The following is an 18,396-nucleotide window of genomic DNA, read 5'->3' on the forward strand; positions in this document are numbered from 1 at the left end:
GCTCTCCAAAAAAACAACTGGGGTTGTTTTTTTCATACGGTTATCCAATGGTATCCACGTAGGCAAACTTTCCGACCGTTACCAAAGGCTTTAAAGGAGCAATACAGATCATGGGCGACATCAACATTGGCAGTATCAATAGCGGGCGCAACAACATCACACAGAACAACATCACCAACACCACAATAAGCAGGTCCTCTTCGTCGACGTCAAGGCGTTCGGCCAACCCGCTCGATGACGGGTTAGCATTAGTCTTGATAGCGGCTGTACTATTGGGGGTAACAGCGTATATCTATCTGCGTCATTACCACGAGATCTTTTTCTATCTACAAGTCCTAGCAATTAGCGCCATGTTTGCACCGGGACTGGCCATCACGCCAAACCTTTATGGGCAAGGATTGGGTATTCGCTCATTGATGCTTGCAATAGTAGGAATGCTCTTGGGCGCAGCACAAGTCTGGATTGTAGTGAGCATCAAAAATGGACTCCCCGCCGAGATCCTCGACATCGCGAATGAACCACCGCGAAGCGAATTCTTTCTCGCAGCCGCTAAAGAGGTTTGGCTGCGCTTCAACTCGCATGCGCACAATCTAATTTTGGATAATCTTTTTTCAACAACTCTTGTCAGCATAGCGTCCTTTTTCCTCATTTTGTATGCGCTATGGCTTTGTGCAGATTCGGCTTTCCGTATAAACTCTAGCCGAGTCATATTTGCAAAACTCGCCAAGTTGATGCACTTCACTTATCCATTCGGTATTATTTTTTGTGCTGCATTGACCGCTGCCGCCTGGGCCGCATCAATGGGATACTTCACGCCACACTTACAATAAGACAAAAACCCCAGCTTGATGGCTGGGGTTTTTGCGATCATTTTCGCGTACTCAGAATCGGTAGAGGAACTGATTGGCACCGACACGGCGACCGCTGCCAAGAAGCGGGACCTGCCCCCAAACTGCAGCAGCAGATGGACCGCATTGCCAAGCTGCCAAAGACCAAACAGAAGTTTGTAATTGAGATGCTCGACGCCATGTTGCAACAACACGGCTAATCACTACTAAAACCAGCGCCATAAAAAACGCCCGGCATGGCCGGGCGGTGGGATTTTTATTCAGTTATGGACCGATATTCAAATCAGTTCTCATTCTACGAGATCCGAACTAAAGCTTCAGAATCGAACATATCTCTCAATCCCTTTCAAACCATCAACTCCCTTGCTCTCATAGGTCTCATTCTGAACAAACTCAACTGCTACTATAGAGTCTCTTTCATTCAAATATATGGCCACAAAATCTGATCTATTGTCGGCACAAAACTTTTCAGAATTTCCTACATACACTTGAGTTCTACTCACGAGCTTACCTGTTTCAGCGCTATTAACTTCAACTTCTATATCGGCTTTGCCGAATTCTGAAATTGCATCCAGTTTGTTATCAGCAACCGCTAACCCCTCAAAAATTGAGGACAAAGGGCGTTTCTGCATATCCTTATTTTGTGAGCCACAGAACTCAATCAATGATTTCCCTTCTGGGCTGCTCTCTATGTATTCCTTCGATTGAGATGCACTACAACCAAGTAACATCATTAGTGCTGACACCTGGAAAATCGCTACTTTCATATCGTTAAATCGGGCCACAACTCATCACTCCTGTCCAAGGGTTTTTGCAGCATCCTTCACCACTCGCGAAACGACCAAATACGTGTTGCTGAGTAGTATCTCCCCGCTCCCAATCAATGTGGTCACGATATTCCTTGCTTTTTTTCCTTTCCTTAACTGCATACCCGCAATCGGAGCCCTCGCAAGTATCCGAGCACTCAAAGCACAGCTCTCTAGCAGTTACCGTGCGAGACTGTTTAACCTTGTATTCTCGCTTCCAATTGCACCATCCCATCATTCCTGCTGTATTTGGCTGAACTTTATACTTCCCGGTATAAATCCGAACGCCAATATCCATCCAGTCTGACTCACTATCCCACATCGGGACACAAAACAACCCGAGAGGATCTTTCAACTGTGTAGGCATTTGCTGAACATAGCCGTAAGTATTAACGCCATCACTTAATCCAATCGGATCCGACTCGATGTAACGTCCCGTCACCGGGTCATAATTTCTAAAGTAGTTGTATTCTATTCGCCCCGACGTGCAGTTTCGGCCACGAGGGGATTTTTCCCAGAGCCAACAACCACTTAGCGCACGCCCACGCGAACTTCGCCTCGCGCGCGGGTGCGCGCGCACGGTCGTGGTTTTTGCTGGTAGAGCGTAAGCAGTCATGCCGCGCAGTGTAGCGGCTACTCACCGCATCGCGCCAGCGCTGACCGGGGATGATGGGGCGGGAAGAAGGGGACTGCTCTTATTTACGAGCTAAGTGTAAACAGCGGCTCATCAGCAACGGTGCGGGCCACATCACCTTCTAAATAGCCAACAAGTTTCGCATTATTGCCCGGAGTATAGATTTCCTCCCCATCCACTCTATAAAGAGTCTGCCCGCTATTTGATACAACGTACTCACCGTCATAGAAGCCAATCAGCTGACCGTTTGCCAGCTTTACTTGGAGGTGAGGTGTTTGTCGTTTCATCTTTTTTTCCTCAGCTAATCTGTTCATCAGGAATATAGCACCATCTCATTTCTTCGCTCTTGGCTATTCGTTCAGGTAACCCTTAGCGTCAGTTATCACCATTGCACAGCCCCCTTTCTTTAGCTGCGGTGCTTTTTCCTGATGCACGCGCGGTGCCAGAACACGCTGGCAGCTAAAACGCGGAACGGAGGATGCGAAGCAGCCGCAGCGCGTTTTAACTGACGGCGTGACGCGCAAGATGTGGATGTGTTTGGAGCGAGGCAGGACGCCGAGCCTTTAAGTGAAGCGCACACGGATGTGTGCTTCACGGTTAAAAAGCCTTTTCGCTTCTGGTGTGGGGCATGCTGCGTTTTTTGCAGGATGCTCCACACCAGAGGCGACCTTACACCGGCATTTAACATAGGGCTGATTGTGCGGTGAGCGTCAGCGAACGAACGGTGGCATTGCGTAGCTTTGCCACCGCGCACAATCCCGCCTTATGTTACTTGCCGGTGGCTCCCCCGTTGGGGGAGCGGCTGCAGCACGGAGGGCTGCGCAAGGGGGCATAAACTTAGCGCGAAGGCCACAGGATGCGTGTGGCGCGGCGCGTGCCTCACGCTTGCAAGGGGCGTGACTTGCGCCATGGATTGGCGGCGCGACGCTTGCCAGCGTGCACTGCACGCGACGTGACATACGCATGCTGTGGGCGTAGCCGCCGCATCTTTTGAACAACCTTCGCCATCGAGCACAAGTTCGGGAGTCGCGTCGGCCTGCGCATCGCATCACCGAGATGAACAACACTTTGCTGCAACGTCATGCACTGTTCATATCCGTGCAGCATTTTGCAGCAAAGTGCATATCCGCGCTTATCTGCGCTGCACATCGATTCACTCTTCCTCGCTTTCTGCATCCAAGTCATCGAACAAGTCATCCTTTGCTGAGCGCTGCAACTGAGTCGGATGCGAGGCATCGTAAACGGCTTTCAGCTTCTGCACGGCAACGTGAGTGTAAATCGCCGTGGTCGTCAGTTCCGAGTGGCCGAGCATCGCCTGGATAAAGCGGATATCAGCACCGTTCTCCAGCATGTGTGTGGCCATCGCGTGGCGGAACAGATGACAGGAACCGTGGGCGATACCGGCTTTCAACACATAGGTTTTCACCAGGTCCGATAAACGATTCTTGGTTAATGGCTCGCCGTAATCAGTCAGGAACACGGTGTCTTCGTGCGCCGTTAAGATCAGATGCGGTCGCACTTCCAGCAGGTAGCGCGTTAACCACTCAATGGCGCTCTGCCCTATCGGTACATACCGATCTTTGTGGCCTTTTCCTTGCTCAATAAATATCGTGCCGCGTTCGCTATCAATGTGATGACGTTTTAATTGCGTCAACTCAGTGCGACGCATACCGGTCGCGTACAGCACTTCCAGTATCGCGCGGTCACGGATGCCGGTTAACGTGGTCACATCCGGTTGCTGCAGGATGGTCTGCACTTGTTTCAGCGTTAACACTTGCGAGGGCAAGCGTTTCGGTTTGCGCGGCATCACCAAGTCAGCCGCCGGGTTATATGGCAGGTAGTGTTCCCGCACTAAAAACTTGAACCAACCGCGCAGATTCTGCAGATGCTGGATTTGACTGGCGATGCTTAACGGTTCGCCGTTGTCTTTACGGTAAAAGTGCAAGTGACGCTGGTAGCGCTCGATGATCGGCCGGTTTAATTCGGTCGGTTGCTGTAACGCCCGTTCATCACACCATTCGATAAAGCGCCGCAAGTTGGCGTCGTTCTGGGTCAGGGTAAAGTCGCTGTAAGCACGCGTCCGTAAGTAATCCAGGTACAGCGCCAGGTAAGGCGCTAATGCGCTGTGGCGGATGTCGCGTTTTTTGATTTGCTCACCGCTGCGTTTTTTCTTGTTGCGTAAGGCCATGGCCGGAGTCGATTAACTGGATTCGATTAATTGGCAATGGAACGCACGAACGACGGTATGTGTAGGTACGACTCGGCGGTGATATTTTCCGGGAGCAGTGTGTTTTCAGCATCGATTTCCGCTAAATCCTTTTGGCGCGGATTTTTCTCGATGATTGTTACGTTTTCTGCGGTGCTACCTCGTGGCTCTTTGGCCGCTACTTGGGGGCTCTTTCGGGGCTCCAACTTCAGATCTAGGGGCTCCTTCTTGTTGTCATAACGTAAGGCGTCCACATCAATCAGCCCTGGCAAGAAGCTTTGATCGGTCTGCGTGCCGCCATCCCACAACAACTCATAAACGAACGATTGACCACGCATGCCTCGATGCACCAACACATACTCCATATCTTCCAAGCGCTGCATATGTTTTTTGACCTGGAAGTCTGTCCATCCGCAGGCATCACGAACATCCTTGCGACTAAAACGGAAGTCGGCTTGTTTGATGCGTTCCATCGCGCAGCGCTCGCGCACCATGTCGCCGACCAGCTGCAATAACTTGCGGGTTTGCGGCGGCAGTTCATCGAGCGTCCGGCCTAACACTTCATGCGCCAGGCGATTGGCGGTCGCGATATCGTCCAGCGTCACCTCGATGTATTCGACGCACACCTCCCCGTGCATCAGGGTTTTGATGGGTCGCTGGTACTGATGCAGCAAGGCAATGCTGTCAATCAGTGATAGGTATTTCTCATGATCGCGACGGGTGCGGGTTTTGCTATCTAAAAACGTCAGTTGTTCGGCATAGGGATTGATGACGGCTAAAGGACGAAGCAGGCGCTGCGCCTGCCGGTGCGTCTCGATAATCGTTTGTCGTTCAACTTTGGCGGTTAAGCCTGCCAGAGTTCTCCGTGCACGCTGCTGGGCGTGGATTGCTCTGGTTTGTTCACGCGATTCATTGACCGATAACACCACACAGCGATTCAATAATTCCTCGTCGATATCAATCGCGGTCGTGGTTAAAAACATCATCACCGGGCCTTCAACCCGGTATTCCTGGGTAATCAGGTTGCCGGTGACCGGATCTTTACCGGTACTCGCCATCGTTAAGCTGCCATCGGATTGCAGCAGCTTTAACGCATAAGCAGCACGGCTCGCCCCTTCTTCTTCGGCAATCGCCAGGATTTTATGTTTGAGATTGGTTTCGCCCATATAGAACAAGGCTTGTCCGGTCATCGCCGAGTATTGCACCCGCTCATCTTCCGGCATCAGTTGCAATACCGCTTCCATCAAACTCGATTTACCGGCGGCGGAACTCGATTGGATCATCAGCGCCAATGGCTTATCCAGTTTGCGCGAGACGCAGGCCAGATAGCCCATCAGCTTGTTGGTCTGTTCACCAACGACACCACAGCGATCAAAGTCATCGAGCACTTGTTGCAGCAAGTCGGGCGATTGCAATAAGGCGAGCGCTTGGCTGCGCAGCGCTTCATTAACGGCTGAGGCTTCATCCATCGCTTCCGCTGATAAGGCTTTTAGTTGTTCATCACGCAAACCTTCCAGGTAACGCAGGAGGTGGCCGATATCGGCTTTGATGATGTCTTCGCTTAAACCTAATTCCAGCGAGGCCAGTTTGATAAACGCCGCACGGGCTTTGGCGCTGTATAAATCCAGCGTATCGACGTGGTAGGCATCGCCTTGTGATGTGGCCAGATTGATTTTCAGTTGCTCAGGCGTGGTGTTTTTATCGTGGCCTCTGACACGATAACGACGCTCACCGAACGTGATATGCACATCACCGTCCTTAACATGAGCATCCAGCTCCGGTGCTTTTAGTTCCGGGGCTGGTGTTGCCGATAATGCTGGTTCGGCAACAGCAACGGATGCAACTAAAGGAGGAGTAATTGCGATTGCTTCGCTTTTATCACCGGCTTTCTCAGCCTCTGTCGGCGTTACGGGGTTGGGGTTTCGTGTCGGCGCGGCCCCTTTTCCCAACCATTCGGCATTACGCAATACAACACCAAGGCTTTTCGCAGCAGGCCCAACCTTTAATGCATACTCATTGGCATCCATGCCTTTCGGGAAGTTAACGCGGTAACAATCGAAGCCTTCCTGTGTCAGTTTCAGCGCCAGTTGTTGCGCGGCCTTGTCTCCGGCTTCATCGCGGTCATAGGCAATCAATACCCGTTTGATGTTGTGCGCTTTAAACGCTTTCAGGTGATTGGCGGTAAACCCCTCAATACCATAACTGGCCGTGACGTTTTTAAAGCCATTGACCCAGAACGTCATCGCATCAATCAATGCTTCACATAAAATTACTTCGTCACCACCAATTAATCCCGCTTCATTCCACACGCCTTGATGTGGCCCCGGCAGATACAGATGCAATGGCGTGCCCTCACGCAAACGCTCGCCGATTTTGCGACCGTAAACGTCGGTGATAACGCCGCTTTCGTTGATGACCGGCACCACCAGCGAACCGGTAAAGTGTTCATGGCCGGACTCGCGATAAATACCGATGTGCTGCAGCTTGCCGCGTAACTGCGCGCCTTCGACCCGATTCTTTTGTGGCAAGCGATAACCGAGTGTGCGATTGGCATAACCCAGCTTGAAGGTCTCGATTAACTCCTTAGACTCAAGACCCCGTTTACTCAAGTAAACGAGCGCTTCCGGGCTTTGCTGCAAACACTCGTGGTAGTAGTCGATGACCTGACGCAGCAAGGATTGCTCATCGCTATCGGCGGCTAAAAAGGAGGGCAGTTTCGGGGTCGTGGATTTCTGCACCACCCGCTCTATCGGCGCGCGGCTGACCGCCACATCACCACGCAACAACTCAACCGCATGCTTGAAGCTGACGCCTTCACACTTCATCACCCAATCAATGACCGAGCCGCCGGCTTGGCAGGCACCGAGGCAATGCCAGAGATTCTTATCGGGACTGACGACTAAAGACGGGGTTTTATCGTCATGGAACGGGCAACGACCAATCCGGTCCTTGCCGTGGGGTTTGAGAACAATGCCTTTGGCCTCGACCAGCCGGACCAAGGACACTTCAGCCTTCAGGCGTTCAATCTCACCGTCCGCTATCCGCGCCATAAACCGTCCCCCTCCAAAAACCCGTCAATACACGTAAAGTAAATTTATGATATACATATACGTATATTCAAACAAGCAGAGCCGTAAACCATGCGTACGCTAGGCACTCCTCCGTTCACTCATGTGTCGTTTCGCCTTATGCCGTTTGCCGACCGACTGGCCGCCCTGCGCAAGCAACGCGGCCTGACCCAGGAAGCCTTGGCCGATTTGATCGGCGTGACCAAGACTCAGGTTTACCGTTACGAGAACAACGGCTCCCAGCCAACGCTGGAAGTCATCAAGAAGCTGGCCGTCGCCTTGAGCGTCACCACCGATGAACTGATTTTCGAGGTCGATGAGCGCAAGGCCGATGACAGCCTGCTCTTGTTGCTGGAAGGCATTGCCCAGCTCGACCCGGACGAGAAGCATGTGATCAAGGAGATGGTCGAAGGCATTCTGCTCAAGCATCAGGCCCGCCGCTTGTTTGGTGGCAGCTCGCCGACCACCAAGAAGGCCAGCTAAGATGGCCAAGCCGGAAGTCCAGTATCATTTTGAGTGGGATGCCGCCAAAGCCGCCAGCAATCGCCGTAAACACGGCATCAGTTTTGAGCTGGCCGCCACGGTGTTCCGCGATCCGCTGATGTTGTCGATGTTTGATGACGAACACAGCGAACAAGAGGAACGCTGGGTCACGCTCGGCAAAGCGGCGAACCAGGTGTTAGTGGTGGTGGTCCATACTTGGCGGGACGAAGCCGCCAACGCGGTACGCATCCGCCTGATCTCGGCACGGCCCGCCACCGCCGCCGAACGGCAACAGTACGAAGGGTGATGTCATGAAGAACCAATACGATTTCAGCAAGGCTCAACGCGGCAAGTTTTATCGCGAAGGCGCCGCTCTGCGTCTGCCGGTGTATTTGAGTAACGACGTGCAGACCACCTTGGCCGAACTCGCCGACGCCAAAGGCATCGAGCTCTCGGCCTTGGTCAATGAGCTGCTAAAAAAGGATATTGAACTCATTAAAATGGCGAGCTGATTCGGTCATCGCCAAACTCAAAAAGCCGGGGCTCTCCCCGGCTTTTGTCTTAGTTACTTCTCTGTAACTCGACACTCGTCGAGTGGCACTCTGCATTCAACTAAAAATATTTTGGACTTTATCCGTCATCGCCCTACCAGACATCCGTATCCTTACTCAACACGCACGCCAACAATGGCTGCTCTATCTCAGTTGCTCTCCAAAAAAACAACTGGGGTTGTTTTTTTCATACGGTTATCCAATGGTATCCACGTAGGCAAACTTTCCGACCGTTACCAAAGGCTTTAAAGGAGCAATACAGATCATGGGCGACATCAACATTGGCAGTATCAATAGCGGGCGCAACAACATCACACAGAACAACATCACCAACACCACAATAAGCAGGTCCTCTTCGTCGACGTCAAGGCGTTCGGCCAACCCGCTCGATGACGGGTTAGCATTAGTCTTGATAGCGGCTGTACTATTGGGGGTAACAGCGTATATCTATCTGCGTCATTACCACGAGATCTTTTTCTATCTACAAGTCCTAGCAATTAGCGCCATGTTTGCACCGGGACTGGCCATCACGCCAAACCTTTATGGGCAAGGATTGGGTATTCGCTCATTGATGCTTGCAATAGTAGGAATGCTCTTGGGCGCAGCACAAGTCTGGATTGTAGTGAGCATCAAAAATGGACTCCCCGCCGAGATCCTCGACATCGCGAATGAACCACCGCGAAGCGAATTCTTTCTCGCAGCCGCTAAAGAGGTTTGGCTGCGCTTCAACTCGCATGCGCACAATCTAATTTTGGATAATCTTTTTTCAACAACTCTTGTCAGCATAGCGTCCTTTTTCCTCATTTTGTATGCGCTATGGCTTTGTGCAGATTCGGCTTTCCGTATAAACTCTAGCCGAGTCATATTTGCAAAACTCGCCAAGTTGATGCACTTCACTTATCCATTCGGTATTATTTTTTGTGCTGCATTGACCGCTGCCGCCTGGGCCGCATCAATGGGATACTTCACGCCACACTTACAATAAGACAAAAACCCCAGCTTGATGGCTGGGGTTTTTGCGATCATTTTCGCGTACTCAGAATCGGTAGAGGAACTGATTGGCACCGACACGGCGACCGCTGCCAAGAAGCGGGACCTGCCCCCAAACTGCAGCAGCAGATGGACCGCATTGCCAAGCTGCCAAAGACCAAACAGAAGTTTGTAATTGAGATGCTCGACGCCATGTTGCAACAACACGGCTAATCACTACTAAAACCAGCGCCATAAAAAACGCCCGGCATGGCCGGGCGGTGGGATTTTTATTCAGTTATGGACCGATATTCAAATCAGTTCTCATTCTACGAGATCCGAACTAAAGCTTCAGAATCGAACATATCTCTCAATCCCTTTCAAACCATCAACTCCCTTGCTCTCATAGGTCTCATTCTGAACAAACTCAACTGCTACTATAGAGTCTCTTTCATTCAAATATATGGCCACAAAATCTGATCTATTGTCGGCACAAAACTTTTCAGAATTTCCTACATACACTTGAGTTCTACTCACGAGCTTACCTGTTTCAGCGCTATTAACTTCAACTTCTATATCGGCTTTGCCGAATTCTGAAATTGCATCCAGTTTGTTATCAGCAACCGCTAACCCCTCAAAAATTGAGGACAAAGGGCGTTTCTGCATATCCTTATTTTGTGAGCCACAGAACTCAATCAATGATTTCCCTTCTGGGCTGCTCTCTATGTATTCCTTCGATTGAGATGCACTACAACCAAGTAACATCATTAGTGCTGACACCTGGAAAATCGCTACTTTCATATCGTTAAATCGGGCCACAACTCATCACTCCTGTCCAAGGGTTTTTGCAGCATCCTTCACCACTCGCGAAACGACCAAATACGTGTTGCTGAGTAGTATCTCCCCGCTCCCAATCAATGTGGTCACGATATTCCTTGCTTTTTTTCCTTTCCTTAACTGCATACCCGCAATCGGAGCCCTCGCAAGTATCCGAGCACTCAAAGCACAGCTCTCTAGCAGTTACCGTGCGAGACTGTTTAACCTTGTATTCTCGCTTCCAATTGCACCATCCCATCATTCCTGCTGTATTTGGCTGAACTTTATACTTCCCGGTATAAATCCGAACGCCAATATCCATCCAGTCTGACTCACTATCCCACATCGGGACACAAAACAACCCGAGAGGATCTTTCAACTGTGTAGGCATTTGCTGAACATAGCCGTAAGTATTAACGCCATCACTTAATCCAATCGGATCCGACTCGATGTAACGTCCCGTCACCGGGTCATAATTTCTAAAGTAGTTGTAATGCAGCCCAACTTCAACATCCAGTACCTGACCAGGGAAGCGATGGTTAAAGCGGAACGCGAGACCATTACCATCCGGGTCTTCATTCGCGGCCGTTTCGCCGAAGGCTGCTGAGTCCCAACGCCAGATGACGGTTTGGTTGGCGCCTATAATCGCACGTGGCGTGTTCAGGTGATCGGCGTGAACGTAATAAACACCGCTCGGTTTCATCGCCAATATCGGTTGGTCGCCGAGGTAGACCACTTCCATCAGCGGTGTGCCGGCGGCGTCGTATTCGCCGATTAAATGGCCGGCTTCGTCGTAGATGAATAGCGTGCTGACGCCATCCACCGTTTTGCGTACGCGTTGGCCCAAACCGTTGTAGAGGTTGTCTTGCGTGACGCTGCCTTTGGTAATCGTAGTTAAACGATTGGCGGTGTTGTAGGTGTAGCTGCGATCACCGTCGCTTAACGTGTTGCCGGCGGCATCGTATTGATAGCTGCGGTTTAAGGCACCGCTGATGGTATCGATACGGTTGCTGGTTTCGCTAACGGTGTATTGGTCGAATGCGCTGCCCTCGGTTTTGCTTAACCGGTTGCCGTTGGCATCAAAGCTAAAGCTCATCTCAAACACACCGCTGCTGCCGGTGACGCGGTCGAGCAAGTCGTAGTAATAGCTTTGATTGCGGCTGGCGGTGTGCGCATGGGTTTGGGCGCTGATGCGACCGGCGCGGTCGTAGCTTAGCGTGACGACATCGGCCCCCAATGGAAAGCTTTGCAATTGGCCATCAAGGTTGAATGTGCGTTGATAATCGCTGTTATCGCCCCACTGCCAGCTTTTTACGGCGCTGAACGGTTGGTAGGCGATGTTTTTCACCCGTGCGCTGCCATCGACGTTCAGTTGTTGCAGTTGACCATTTTGGTAGCTGAAGCTTAAGTCACGACCCGATGGATAGGTGATGCTTTCCAAGCGACCGTATTGGTCATAGCGATAACTTGTGGAGAACGAGACACCATTTACCGTGGCGAGTTTTTCCGTCAGCCGACCGTATTGGTCGTAGCGGTATTGCGTGCTGCCACTGCTGTCGGTCACTGAGGTTAAACGGCCTTTGCCGTAGTTACCGGCAACGATGCTGTCATAGGCAAACGTCACGACGCTGCCATCGTGATAGGTCAGCTTGGTGACACGGTTTAGCGCGTCATAGGTATACGTTGTGGTGTGGCCGCGTGCATTGGTGCTGGTTTTGACGTTGCCGGCACTGTCGAAAGTTTGCGTGCTGGTGGCGGTATCCGGGCTATCGGTTTGTTTCAACTCACCGAGCGCGGAGACACCATACTGCGTTTGCAAACCTTTCGGGTCGGTAACGCGGTTCAGTTGATCCAGGTTGTCATAACTGAACTGGGTAATACCGTTCAACGCATCGGTAATCGATTTCAATCGATTCAGCGGATCATATTGGTAACTGCTGCTTGCCGTTTCGCTGTCGGTGTAGCGAGTGACGCCAGTCATATTGCCGTTGGCATCATAGCTGTAACTTGCCGTGACTTGATTGGCGGCGTTTAGCGAACGCAGCAATTGATTCAGCGCGTTGAATTCACTGGCACGACGCAGCACCACGTTACCGCTGGCATCTTTGATTTCTTCTTTAGTGCGATTGCCGGCGTAATCGAGTGTGTATTCAATGCGCTCACCGAGTGGATTCTCTATGGCGACCAAGCGATGTGCGGCATCGTACTCATAACGAACAAAACTGCCATCTGGCATCGTCACTTTGATGAGTTGGCCGACCTTGTCGTAATCGAACGTAGTGGTCAGCGAACCGACGGTACGCGTTTTCAACCAGCCACGTGCGGTGTAAGTCAGCGTTGTCACCAAACCGTTCGGGTCAGTGATTTGGCGCACACGACCGTTGGGGTCGTAATTCGACAAAGTGGTGATATGGCCAAGCGCGTTGGCCACATTAATTAGATTGCCTTGGCTATCGTAGTCGTAGGTGGTGATGTCGGAGGCATCGGTGCGTGGGCCGTCGATACTCGTCAACTTGCCAGCCGTGTTGTACTCGTAAATGGAGCTAAGGGTTTTACCCGTTGGACTCTCGATTTCATCACGTTGCTGCAGCAGGCCCTGCGTCGTGTAACGGTTAACGACTTCCAAACCATTGGCAACCAAGCGACTTGGCAAACGATGCTCGTCGTTCCACTCCGTTATCGTAACCTTCTGTTCTGGCGTACCCAATCCTTCGGTCCGGATGTGTTCCAAACCACTGGGATGGTATTCGACGGTGGTTAATCCGCCATTCTTATCCGTAATTTGACTTAGCAAGCCTTGATCATTGAACTCGCGCGTTTCCGTTCCCGTCGCGCAACCAGGACAGGGCATTTGCTCGATAGCACGGAATTGATCGGACCCATGGCTGCGATAAAAACTGTACAGCGTTTCGTGATACTCGTTGGCCGTGCGATAGCTTTTGACCATTGTGGTCGAGTCATTGAGGTATTCAAACTCAACTTTGTCGGCGATTTCCGCATGATTTTCCGCAATAACTCTGCGCTCACCGTCATACACATAGGAGGCGAATCGCGAGCCGTTTTCATCAACAATTCCGGTTAAGGCTGAAGGGAAGCGCGAGTCTTCATAAAGGAATTGCTTACGCGGGTTATCAAACTCATTGCTTGGCGTTTCGTCTGGATAAATGACCTCACTCAACATTCCCGCAGCGTTGTATAGAAATTTTGTTTGCTTACCATTGGGTTCGGTCAGTGAATCCATTTGACCGGCACCGTTGTAACCAACCGTTAATTGCCGCCCAGAAGCCGCCGTTAATTGCTTGAGTCGATTAGATGCATCGTAAGCAAACTGCACCGATTCGCCATTGCGCGCAGCCTTTCGCGCCAGCAATCCATTTGCGCCAAATTCCATCACATCGCCATTACGCGCGATGAAACGCCAACTTCCGGCTACATTTTCAACGTAGCCATCTTTCTGATGATAGCCCGTTAATCGCTCTCCTTTCTTGCCAACGAACAGCTTACGCGTACCATCGCCATTGGCCACTGCAACAATTTGCGTGCTGGTGCCATCCAGCAGTAGGCTGATGAAAACCTTTACATCCGTATCCCAATTTACCCCGGTTAACGAACCAACGGCAGCATTGTAAGCGCGACGAAAGTGCAATCCTTCACTTGACGTGTAAAGCGCCTCAAAGTGTCGCTTCTGACCAGAAGCACACCCTACCGGATTGCCGATACCGTCACATTGTTTTGGTTTTTCTTCATATTCCGTGAAACATTTATTGTATGGACTATCAGAAAGACCTGAAGCGTAGGCAGAGAATCGCAGTGAATTGCCTCCCTGGGTCCATTGCGTAAACTCGCCCTTTGTTTCGCTAACACATTTCCCGCTTGCGTCATTTACTTTTCCGCATGGACAAATTTCTTTGTAGCACTGCCCGCCACCATAAGGCCTACCAGTACCAGCAGGGCAAGTAACGGGCTGCTCCCTGTACATGTAATACCACGCTTCTTCAGTACAGGAACATAACGTCTTGCATGAAGAACTAAACCCCTTAGGATCGTTGGGGTAGGTGTAGCGAATCAAGTATTGTTTAGTTTGTCTTGTTTCTTGTACGTATCGAAATGCAATGGACGCCACATCATGTGAAGCATCTGTCGACGGTGGAGGAATTACCTCACCAGCGTTGTTTAGCCAGAAACTATGATAACCAGAGCTTGATGCAACTTGTTCACCTACTAAGGAACTTTCCGAAGCGGTCTTCCAGTATGGTCCTTCAACCTCATCAGAACAACGAGTTGTTGGAAGTTTGGTTTTTCTCCATGCAATAATGTCAGCTTCACTTTCCCATTTTTTATAGTTGTCACCAAGAGCGTTCTGAAAGTATGTTTGCCCTACGACAGGCTCAACACACTCGATATTTTTATGCCTGCTCCCCGAATATAGCTGAAATCCCAGATCAACTCTGCAGTTGACCCGAAGCCCATCGGCAACACTATTTACCGAAGTGAACAGCAGCACGAATATGAAGAATAGTCTTCCTATGACTTGCATTTATATTTTTCCCTAAATGAGCGCGAATTCGAGAGTTTCTCCTCCGCTTTAAGCGGAGGCTTTTGGGCTTCCTTAGATACCCTAGTGATTGGCTAGCTATTCAGCCCCGCATAAACGTTCTGCACATCATCGTCTTCATCAATGGCTTCGAGAAACGCGACCACCTCTTGCAACGCTTCGCCTTCCAAGGTCACCGGATTTTTCGGAATGTAGCCAAGCTTCGCAGAGCTAACGGTGAAACCAAAATCGGGCAGCGCTTTGGCGACGGCATCGAGATCGGTGGTTTCGGTGATGAATAGCGCACTGCCGTCTTCGTTCTTTTCGAAATCCTGGGCGCCGGCTTCAATGGCGGCGAGTTCGACATCGGCGTCGGCTTTTTCTGGTTCGGCTTCGATCATGCCGGCGTGGGTGAAATCCCAGCTCACGGAACCGGAGCTACCGAGTTGGCCTTTGCGGAACAGCGAACGGATGCTGGAGATGGTGCGGTTTTTGTTGTCGGTCAAGCATTCAACGATGACGGGCACCTGATGTGGAGCGAAGCCTTCGTAGGTAACCAGTTCGTAGTTGATGGTGCCATCCAGAAGCCCGGCGCCTTTTTTGATCGCACGGTCGAGTGTGTCGCGTGGCATCGAGGCTTTTTTTGCGGCTTCGATGGCGTGACGCAGGCGGGAGTTCATTTCCGGGTCGGCACCGGCGCGGGCAGCGACCATGATTTCGCGAACGAGTTTGGTGAAGATTTTGCCTTTAGCCGCGGCGACTTCCGCTTTGCCTTTGGTTTTCCATTGTGCGCCCATGCTGATACCTGCTTTGAATACCGGGTTAAGCTGAATATTGAGGGGGTGCAGTTTACTGTAGATGGGGCTTTTTGGGTTGATGGGGATTAAATTCTGAACGACCTTTTTTGTCATGGGCTGCGCTAAAAATGGAGCTTTCGGCTTCATAGATTGCCGGGTCTCGCCCCGGCGGGCGACTCACTTTCTTTGCTCGCGCGAAAGAAAGTAAGCAAAGAAACGCGCCCCGATGCGCCAGGTGAGTTCTGTTACTTCGACTAGGCAGCTCCGTCAACAAGTCATCTCCGGCTCGGGCCGCACTGACGCGGCATCCATGCCTTGACAGTGCTACGCCAGCTGTCCCTGCTGGCGTACCCGGCCTACGATGACTCGTTGCCGGCTGGCGCAGACGGGGGCCCCGTTTGCTGTTTCTATGCACGAGACTTCGAAAAGAAAACCTGTTGAAAGACGACTAATGCAGCTACGCGAAAATCTAAGGCAACAAAAAACGCCGCAGTGCGGCGTTTTTTGTTGAAGCTCGAAGCCAATTACTCGGCAACGATAACCACTTTGACAGTGGCCGTTACTTCGGAGTGCAGACCGAGTTCGATCTCGTACTCACCCATCATGCGCAGCGGGCCAGTTGGCAGGCGCACTTCGGATTTTTCCACTTCGACGCCGGCTTTGCTGACGGCTTCGGCGATGTCGCGGGTACCGACGGAACCGAACAGTTTGCCTTCGTCACCGGCTTTGGCGGCGATGGAAACCGTCAGATCAGCCAGCTTGGCGGCGCGGGCCTGAGCAGCAGCCAGAACTTCGGCTTGCTTTTTCTCCAGCTCAGCGCGGCGTGCTTCGAAATGCGCCTTGTTGGCGGCAGTCGCGGACACGGCTTTGCCTTGCGGGATCAGGAAGTTGCGGCCATAACCAGAACGGACATCAACGGTGTCACCCAGGTTGCCCAAGCGACGGATTTTTTCCAGCAGAATAACTTGCATGGTTGCTTAACTCCTATCGCTTATTCGTGAGCATCACAGTATGGCAGCAGGGCCAGGAAGCGGGCGCGCTTGATGGCGACAGCCAGCTGGCGCTGGTAATTGGCGCGCGTGCCGGTGATGCGGCTCGGGACAATTTTGCCAGTTTCAGTGATGTAGGCTTTCAGGATGTTCAGATCTTTGTAGTCGATCTGCTCAATGCCTTCTGCGGTGAAGCGGCAGAATTTTTTACGGCGGAAATAACGTGACATAGGGTGTCTCCTTATTAGGCCGCGTCGGCATCAGAGGAATCGCTGTCGTCGCTGCGACGGCGGGTGTCTTTTTCTTCTTTCGCTTTCAGCAGCGGAGAAGGTTCGGTGACGGCTTTGTCCATCTTGGTGATCAGATGGCGAATGACGGCGTCATTGAAGCGGAAGGCGTGCTCCAGCTCTTTGACGACTTCACCGGTGCACTCAACGTTCATCAGGACGTAGTGTGCTTTGTGCAGTTTTTCAATGCTGTAGGCCAGCTGACGGCGGCCCCAGTCTTCGAAGCGATGCACCTTGCCAGCGTTGTCAGTGATGGTCTTCTGATAACGCTCGACCATCGCGCCGACTTGGTCGCTTTGGTCCGGGTGCACCATGATCACGATTTCGTAATGGCGCATGTTGTGCTCCTTTTGGGTTTCACTACAGTCAGGCGATTCGTGAGGCCTGCTGCAGCAAGGAGAAAAGGCGGTAAAGCACTTTTCAGGGATGCCCCGTATTCGGGGGTCGGGTATTGTACGTAAGCTGGGCGGCTGACGCAAACGGCAATAGCGGCTTAAAGCCGAGTCTTTACCGATGCACGCGCTTGGCGGACACTAGCGCTCCGCTGAGATAAGTCCTTTGTGCATGGATATCGACACTCTGCTGCCCGCATTGCAGCAACACGATAAGCAAGCCTTCGCCTCGCTGGTACGTGCTTACCATCGAAAGTTGCTGGCCTTGGCCAGCAGCATCGTCGGTCAGGCCCAGGCCGAAGAGGTGCTGCAGGAAGCCTGGATTAGCGCCTGGCGGGCCTTGCCAAAATTTGAGGGGCGTTCCAGCCTGAAAACCTGGCTGACTCGCATCGTGATTAACGCTGCCAACAGCCGGCACCGGCAAAACAAGCCGGAGCTATCGCTCGATGCCGCCGTCGAGGACAACCCGGGCTTTTGGGAGCGCTTCCATCCGGCCGATGGCCACTGGTCGAAAATGCCCGGCGACTGGGGCAATGAAAACCCGGATCAATTGCTGGAGCAGGGCGAACTGGGGCGCTGTCTGGAGAAAACCCTGAACAAGTTGCCGGACCTGCAACAGACCGTGTTCGTGCTGCGTCATGTCCAGGATCTGGAGCTCGACGAAATTTGTAACGTGCTCGACATCAGCTCATCCAATGTCCGGGTGTTACTCCATCGCGCCCGCCTCAAGCTTTTCCAAACCGTCGAACATTTTCAGGAGACAGGCGAATGCTGAGCTGTAAAAACATCGCCGAACACGCCGGCGATATCCATGACCGGCAATTGCCGCTGAGCCGCCGCCTGGCGGTGCGCCTGCACCTGATGCTATGCAATGCCTGCCGACGCTTTCTGAAACAGTATGCGCTGGCCGCCACAACCGGCGCCAAAGCGATGGAGCGGCGCCAGACGGAGGGTGATGCGGAGCAGGTGTTGCGTCGTATCGACTAGCGGCCATATCGACAATGCCAGGAGCTCGG

At 51.9% G+C, this 18,396-nt stretch carries 17 protein-coding genes and 1 pseudogene; 7 read left to right on the forward strand and 11 right to left on the reverse strand.

Annotated features, from left to right (window positions below):
- The first annotated feature begins 110 nt into the window (after positions 1–110).
- Positions 111–830: a hypothetical protein gene (locus E2H98_RS06580; RefSeq protein WP_133588666.1), complete on the forward strand. Its 720-nt coding sequence runs from the start codon at positions 111–113 to the stop codon at positions 828–830.
- 335 nt (positions 831–1,165) lie between these two features.
- On the opposite strand, the gene E2H98_RS06585 is transcribed toward E2H98_RS06580, so the two are convergent.
- The 5 genes and pseudogenes from E2H98_RS06585 to E2H98_RS06605 all read right to left on the reverse strand — a co-directional run bounded on the left by E2H98_RS06585 (position 1,166) and on the right by E2H98_RS06605 (position 7,544).
- A complete protein-coding gene (locus E2H98_RS06585) occupies positions 1,166–1,615 on the reverse strand; it encodes a hypothetical protein (protein WP_133588663.1) in 450 nt (149 codons plus the stop codon).
- A 373-nt stretch (positions 1,616–1,988) separates the two neighbouring features.
- A pseudogene (locus E2H98_RS19295) lies at positions 1,989–2,129 on the reverse strand (RHS repeat-associated core domain-containing protein); the annotation flags it as partial.
- A gap of 224 nt (positions 2,130–2,353) precedes the next feature.
- Entirely contained in the window at positions 2,354–2,575 is a 222-nt protein-coding gene (locus tag E2H98_RS06595) for a hypothetical protein (protein ID WP_133588676.1), read from the reverse strand.
- Between the two features lie 866 nt (positions 2,576–3,441).
- The gene (gene xerC, locus E2H98_RS06600; protein ID WP_133588674.1) at positions 3,442–4,476 is read right to left on the reverse strand and encodes a site-specific tyrosine recombinase XerC; all 1,035 of its coding nucleotides are present in this window, start codon (positions 4,474–4,476) and stop codon (positions 3,442–3,444) included.
- A gap of 26 nt (positions 4,477–4,502) precedes the next feature.
- Entirely contained in the window at positions 4,503–7,544 is a 3,042-nt protein-coding gene (locus tag E2H98_RS06605; protein WP_133588672.1) for a CHC2 zinc finger domain-containing protein, read from the reverse strand.
- A 90-nt stretch (positions 7,545–7,634) separates the two neighbouring features.
- Between E2H98_RS06605 and E2H98_RS06610 the strand changes: the two genes are divergently transcribed.
- From E2H98_RS06610 to E2H98_RS06625, 4 genes are all read left to right on the forward strand, one after another.
- Positions 7,635–8,045 (forward strand): helix-turn-helix domain-containing protein, encoded by a 411-nt coding sequence (locus E2H98_RS06610; protein WP_198325251.1) that lies wholly within the window; start codon positions 7,635–7,637, stop codon positions 8,043–8,045.
- Between the two features lies 1 nt (position 8,046).
- Positions 8,047–8,352, forward strand: a complete 306-nt coding sequence (locus tag E2H98_RS06615) for a BrnT family toxin (RefSeq protein ID WP_133588670.1) — start codon at positions 8,047–8,049, stop codon at positions 8,350–8,352.
- Positions 8,353–8,356: 4 nt separating this feature from the next.
- Positions 8,357–8,557, forward strand: a complete 201-nt coding sequence (locus E2H98_RS06620; protein WP_133588668.1) for a hypothetical protein — start codon at positions 8,357–8,359, stop codon at positions 8,555–8,557.
- 304 nt (positions 8,558–8,861) lie between these two features.
- Positions 8,862–9,581: a hypothetical protein gene (locus tag E2H98_RS06625; RefSeq protein WP_133588666.1), complete on the forward strand. Its 720-nt coding sequence runs from the start codon at positions 8,862–8,864 to the stop codon at positions 9,579–9,581.
- Between the two features lie 335 nt (positions 9,582–9,916).
- Here the strand turns inward: E2H98_RS06625 and E2H98_RS06630 are convergent, their stop codons facing one another.
- The 6 genes from E2H98_RS06630 to rpsF all read right to left on the reverse strand — a co-directional run bounded on the left by E2H98_RS06630 (position 9,917) and on the right by rpsF (position 17,326).
- Positions 9,917–10,366, reverse strand: coding sequence for a hypothetical protein (locus tag E2H98_RS06630; protein WP_133588663.1), 450 nt, complete (start codon positions 10,364–10,366; stop codon positions 9,917–9,919).
- 4 nt (positions 10,367–10,370) lie between these two features.
- Complete coding sequence (locus E2H98_RS06635; RefSeq protein ID WP_133588660.1) at positions 10,371–14,918, reverse strand: RHS repeat-associated core domain-containing protein; 4,548 nt, start codon at positions 14,916–14,918, stop codon at positions 10,371–10,373.
- A 92-nt stretch (positions 14,919–15,010) separates the two neighbouring features.
- Positions 15,011–15,712, reverse strand: coding sequence for a YebC/PmpR family DNA-binding transcriptional regulator (locus E2H98_RS06640; RefSeq protein WP_133588658.1), 702 nt, complete (start codon positions 15,710–15,712; stop codon positions 15,011–15,013).
- Positions 15,713–16,236: 524 nt separating this feature from the next.
- Positions 16,237–16,683 carry a 50S ribosomal protein L9 gene (gene rplI / locus E2H98_RS06645; RefSeq protein ID WP_133588656.1) on the reverse strand — a complete coding sequence of 149 codons (447 nt, stop codon included), beginning with the start codon at positions 16,681–16,683 and terminating at the stop codon, positions 16,237–16,239.
- A gap of 20 nt (positions 16,684–16,703) precedes the next feature.
- On the reverse strand, positions 16,704–16,931 hold the full coding sequence (gene rpsR / locus E2H98_RS06650) for a 30S ribosomal protein S18 (protein ID WP_133588654.1): 228 nt from the start codon (positions 16,929–16,931) through the stop codon (positions 16,704–16,706).
- Between the two features lie 14 nt (positions 16,932–16,945).
- Complete coding sequence (gene rpsF, locus E2H98_RS06655; RefSeq protein ID WP_133588652.1) at positions 16,946–17,326, reverse strand: 30S ribosomal protein S6; 381 nt, start codon at positions 17,324–17,326, stop codon at positions 16,946–16,948.
- Positions 17,327–17,552: 226 nt separating this feature from the next.
- Between rpsF and E2H98_RS06660 the strand changes: the two genes are divergently transcribed.
- On the forward strand, positions 17,553–18,155 hold the full coding sequence (locus tag E2H98_RS06660; RefSeq protein WP_133588650.1) for an RNA polymerase sigma factor: 603 nt from the start codon (positions 17,553–17,555) through the stop codon (positions 18,153–18,155).
- On the forward strand, positions 18,149–18,367 hold the full coding sequence (locus tag E2H98_RS06665; protein WP_133588648.1) for an anti-sigma factor family protein: 219 nt from the start codon (positions 18,149–18,151) through the stop codon (positions 18,365–18,367). Before E2H98_RS06660 ends, E2H98_RS06665 begins: the two co-directional genes overlap by 7 nt.
- Positions 18,368–18,396 lie beyond the last annotated feature (29 nt).

Source organism: Permianibacter aggregans, from assembly GCF_009756665.1.
In the GTDB taxonomy this organism is placed as follows: Bacteria; Pseudomonadota; Gammaproteobacteria; order Enterobacterales; family Permianibacteraceae; genus Permianibacter; species Permianibacter aggregans.

Excerpts from the sequence above, each read along its gene's own strand:
- E2H98_RS06580 (WP_133588666.1), top strand. The coding sequence starts at position 111 with ATGGGCGACATCAACATTGGCAGTATCAATAGCGGGCGCAACAACATC.
- E2H98_RS06585 (WP_133588663.1), bottom strand. The coding sequence starts at position 1,615 with ATGAAAGTAGCGATTTTCCAGGTGTCAGCACTAATGATGTTACTTGGT.
- E2H98_RS06595 (WP_133588676.1), bottom strand. The coding sequence starts at position 2,575 with ATGAAACGACAAACACCTCACCTCCAAGTAAAGCTGGCAAACGGTCAG.
- xerC (WP_133588674.1), bottom strand. The coding sequence starts at position 4,476 with ATGGCCTTACGCAACAAGAAAAAACGCAGCGGTGAGCAAATCAAAAAA.
- E2H98_RS06605 (WP_133588672.1), bottom strand. The coding sequence starts at position 7,544 with ATGGCGCGGATAGCGGACGGTGAGATTGAACGCCTGAAGGCTGAAGTG.
- E2H98_RS06610 (WP_198325251.1), top strand. The coding sequence starts at position 7,635 with ATGCGTACGCTAGGCACTCCTCCGTTCACTCATGTGTCGTTTCGCCTT.
- E2H98_RS06615 (WP_133588670.1), top strand. The coding sequence starts at position 8,047 with ATGGCCAAGCCGGAAGTCCAGTATCATTTTGAGTGGGATGCCGCCAAA.
- E2H98_RS06620 (WP_133588668.1), top strand. The coding sequence starts at position 8,357 with ATGAAGAACCAATACGATTTCAGCAAGGCTCAACGCGGCAAGTTTTAT.
- E2H98_RS06625 (WP_133588666.1), top strand. The coding sequence starts at position 8,862 with ATGGGCGACATCAACATTGGCAGTATCAATAGCGGGCGCAACAACATC.
- E2H98_RS06630 (WP_133588663.1), bottom strand. The coding sequence starts at position 10,366 with ATGAAAGTAGCGATTTTCCAGGTGTCAGCACTAATGATGTTACTTGGT.
- E2H98_RS06635 (WP_133588660.1), bottom strand. The coding sequence starts at position 14,918 with ATGCAAGTCATAGGAAGACTATTCTTCATATTCGTGCTGCTGTTCACT.
- E2H98_RS06640 (WP_133588658.1), bottom strand. The coding sequence starts at position 15,712 with ATGGGCGCACAATGGAAAACCAAAGGCAAAGCGGAAGTCGCCGCGGCT.
- rplI (WP_133588656.1), bottom strand. The coding sequence starts at position 16,683 with ATGCAAGTTATTCTGCTGGAAAAAATCCGTCGCTTGGGCAACCTGGGT.
- rpsR (WP_133588654.1), bottom strand. The coding sequence starts at position 16,931 with ATGTCACGTTATTTCCGCCGTAAAAAATTCTGCCGCTTCACCGCAGAA.
- rpsF (WP_133588652.1), bottom strand. The coding sequence starts at position 17,326 with ATGCGCCATTACGAAATCGTGATCATGGTGCACCCGGACCAAAGCGAC.
- E2H98_RS06660 (WP_133588650.1), top strand. The coding sequence starts at position 17,553 with ATGGATATCGACACTCTGCTGCCCGCATTGCAGCAACACGATAAGCAA.
- E2H98_RS06665 (WP_133588648.1), top strand. The coding sequence starts at position 18,149 with ATGCTGAGCTGTAAAAACATCGCCGAACACGCCGGCGATATCCATGAC.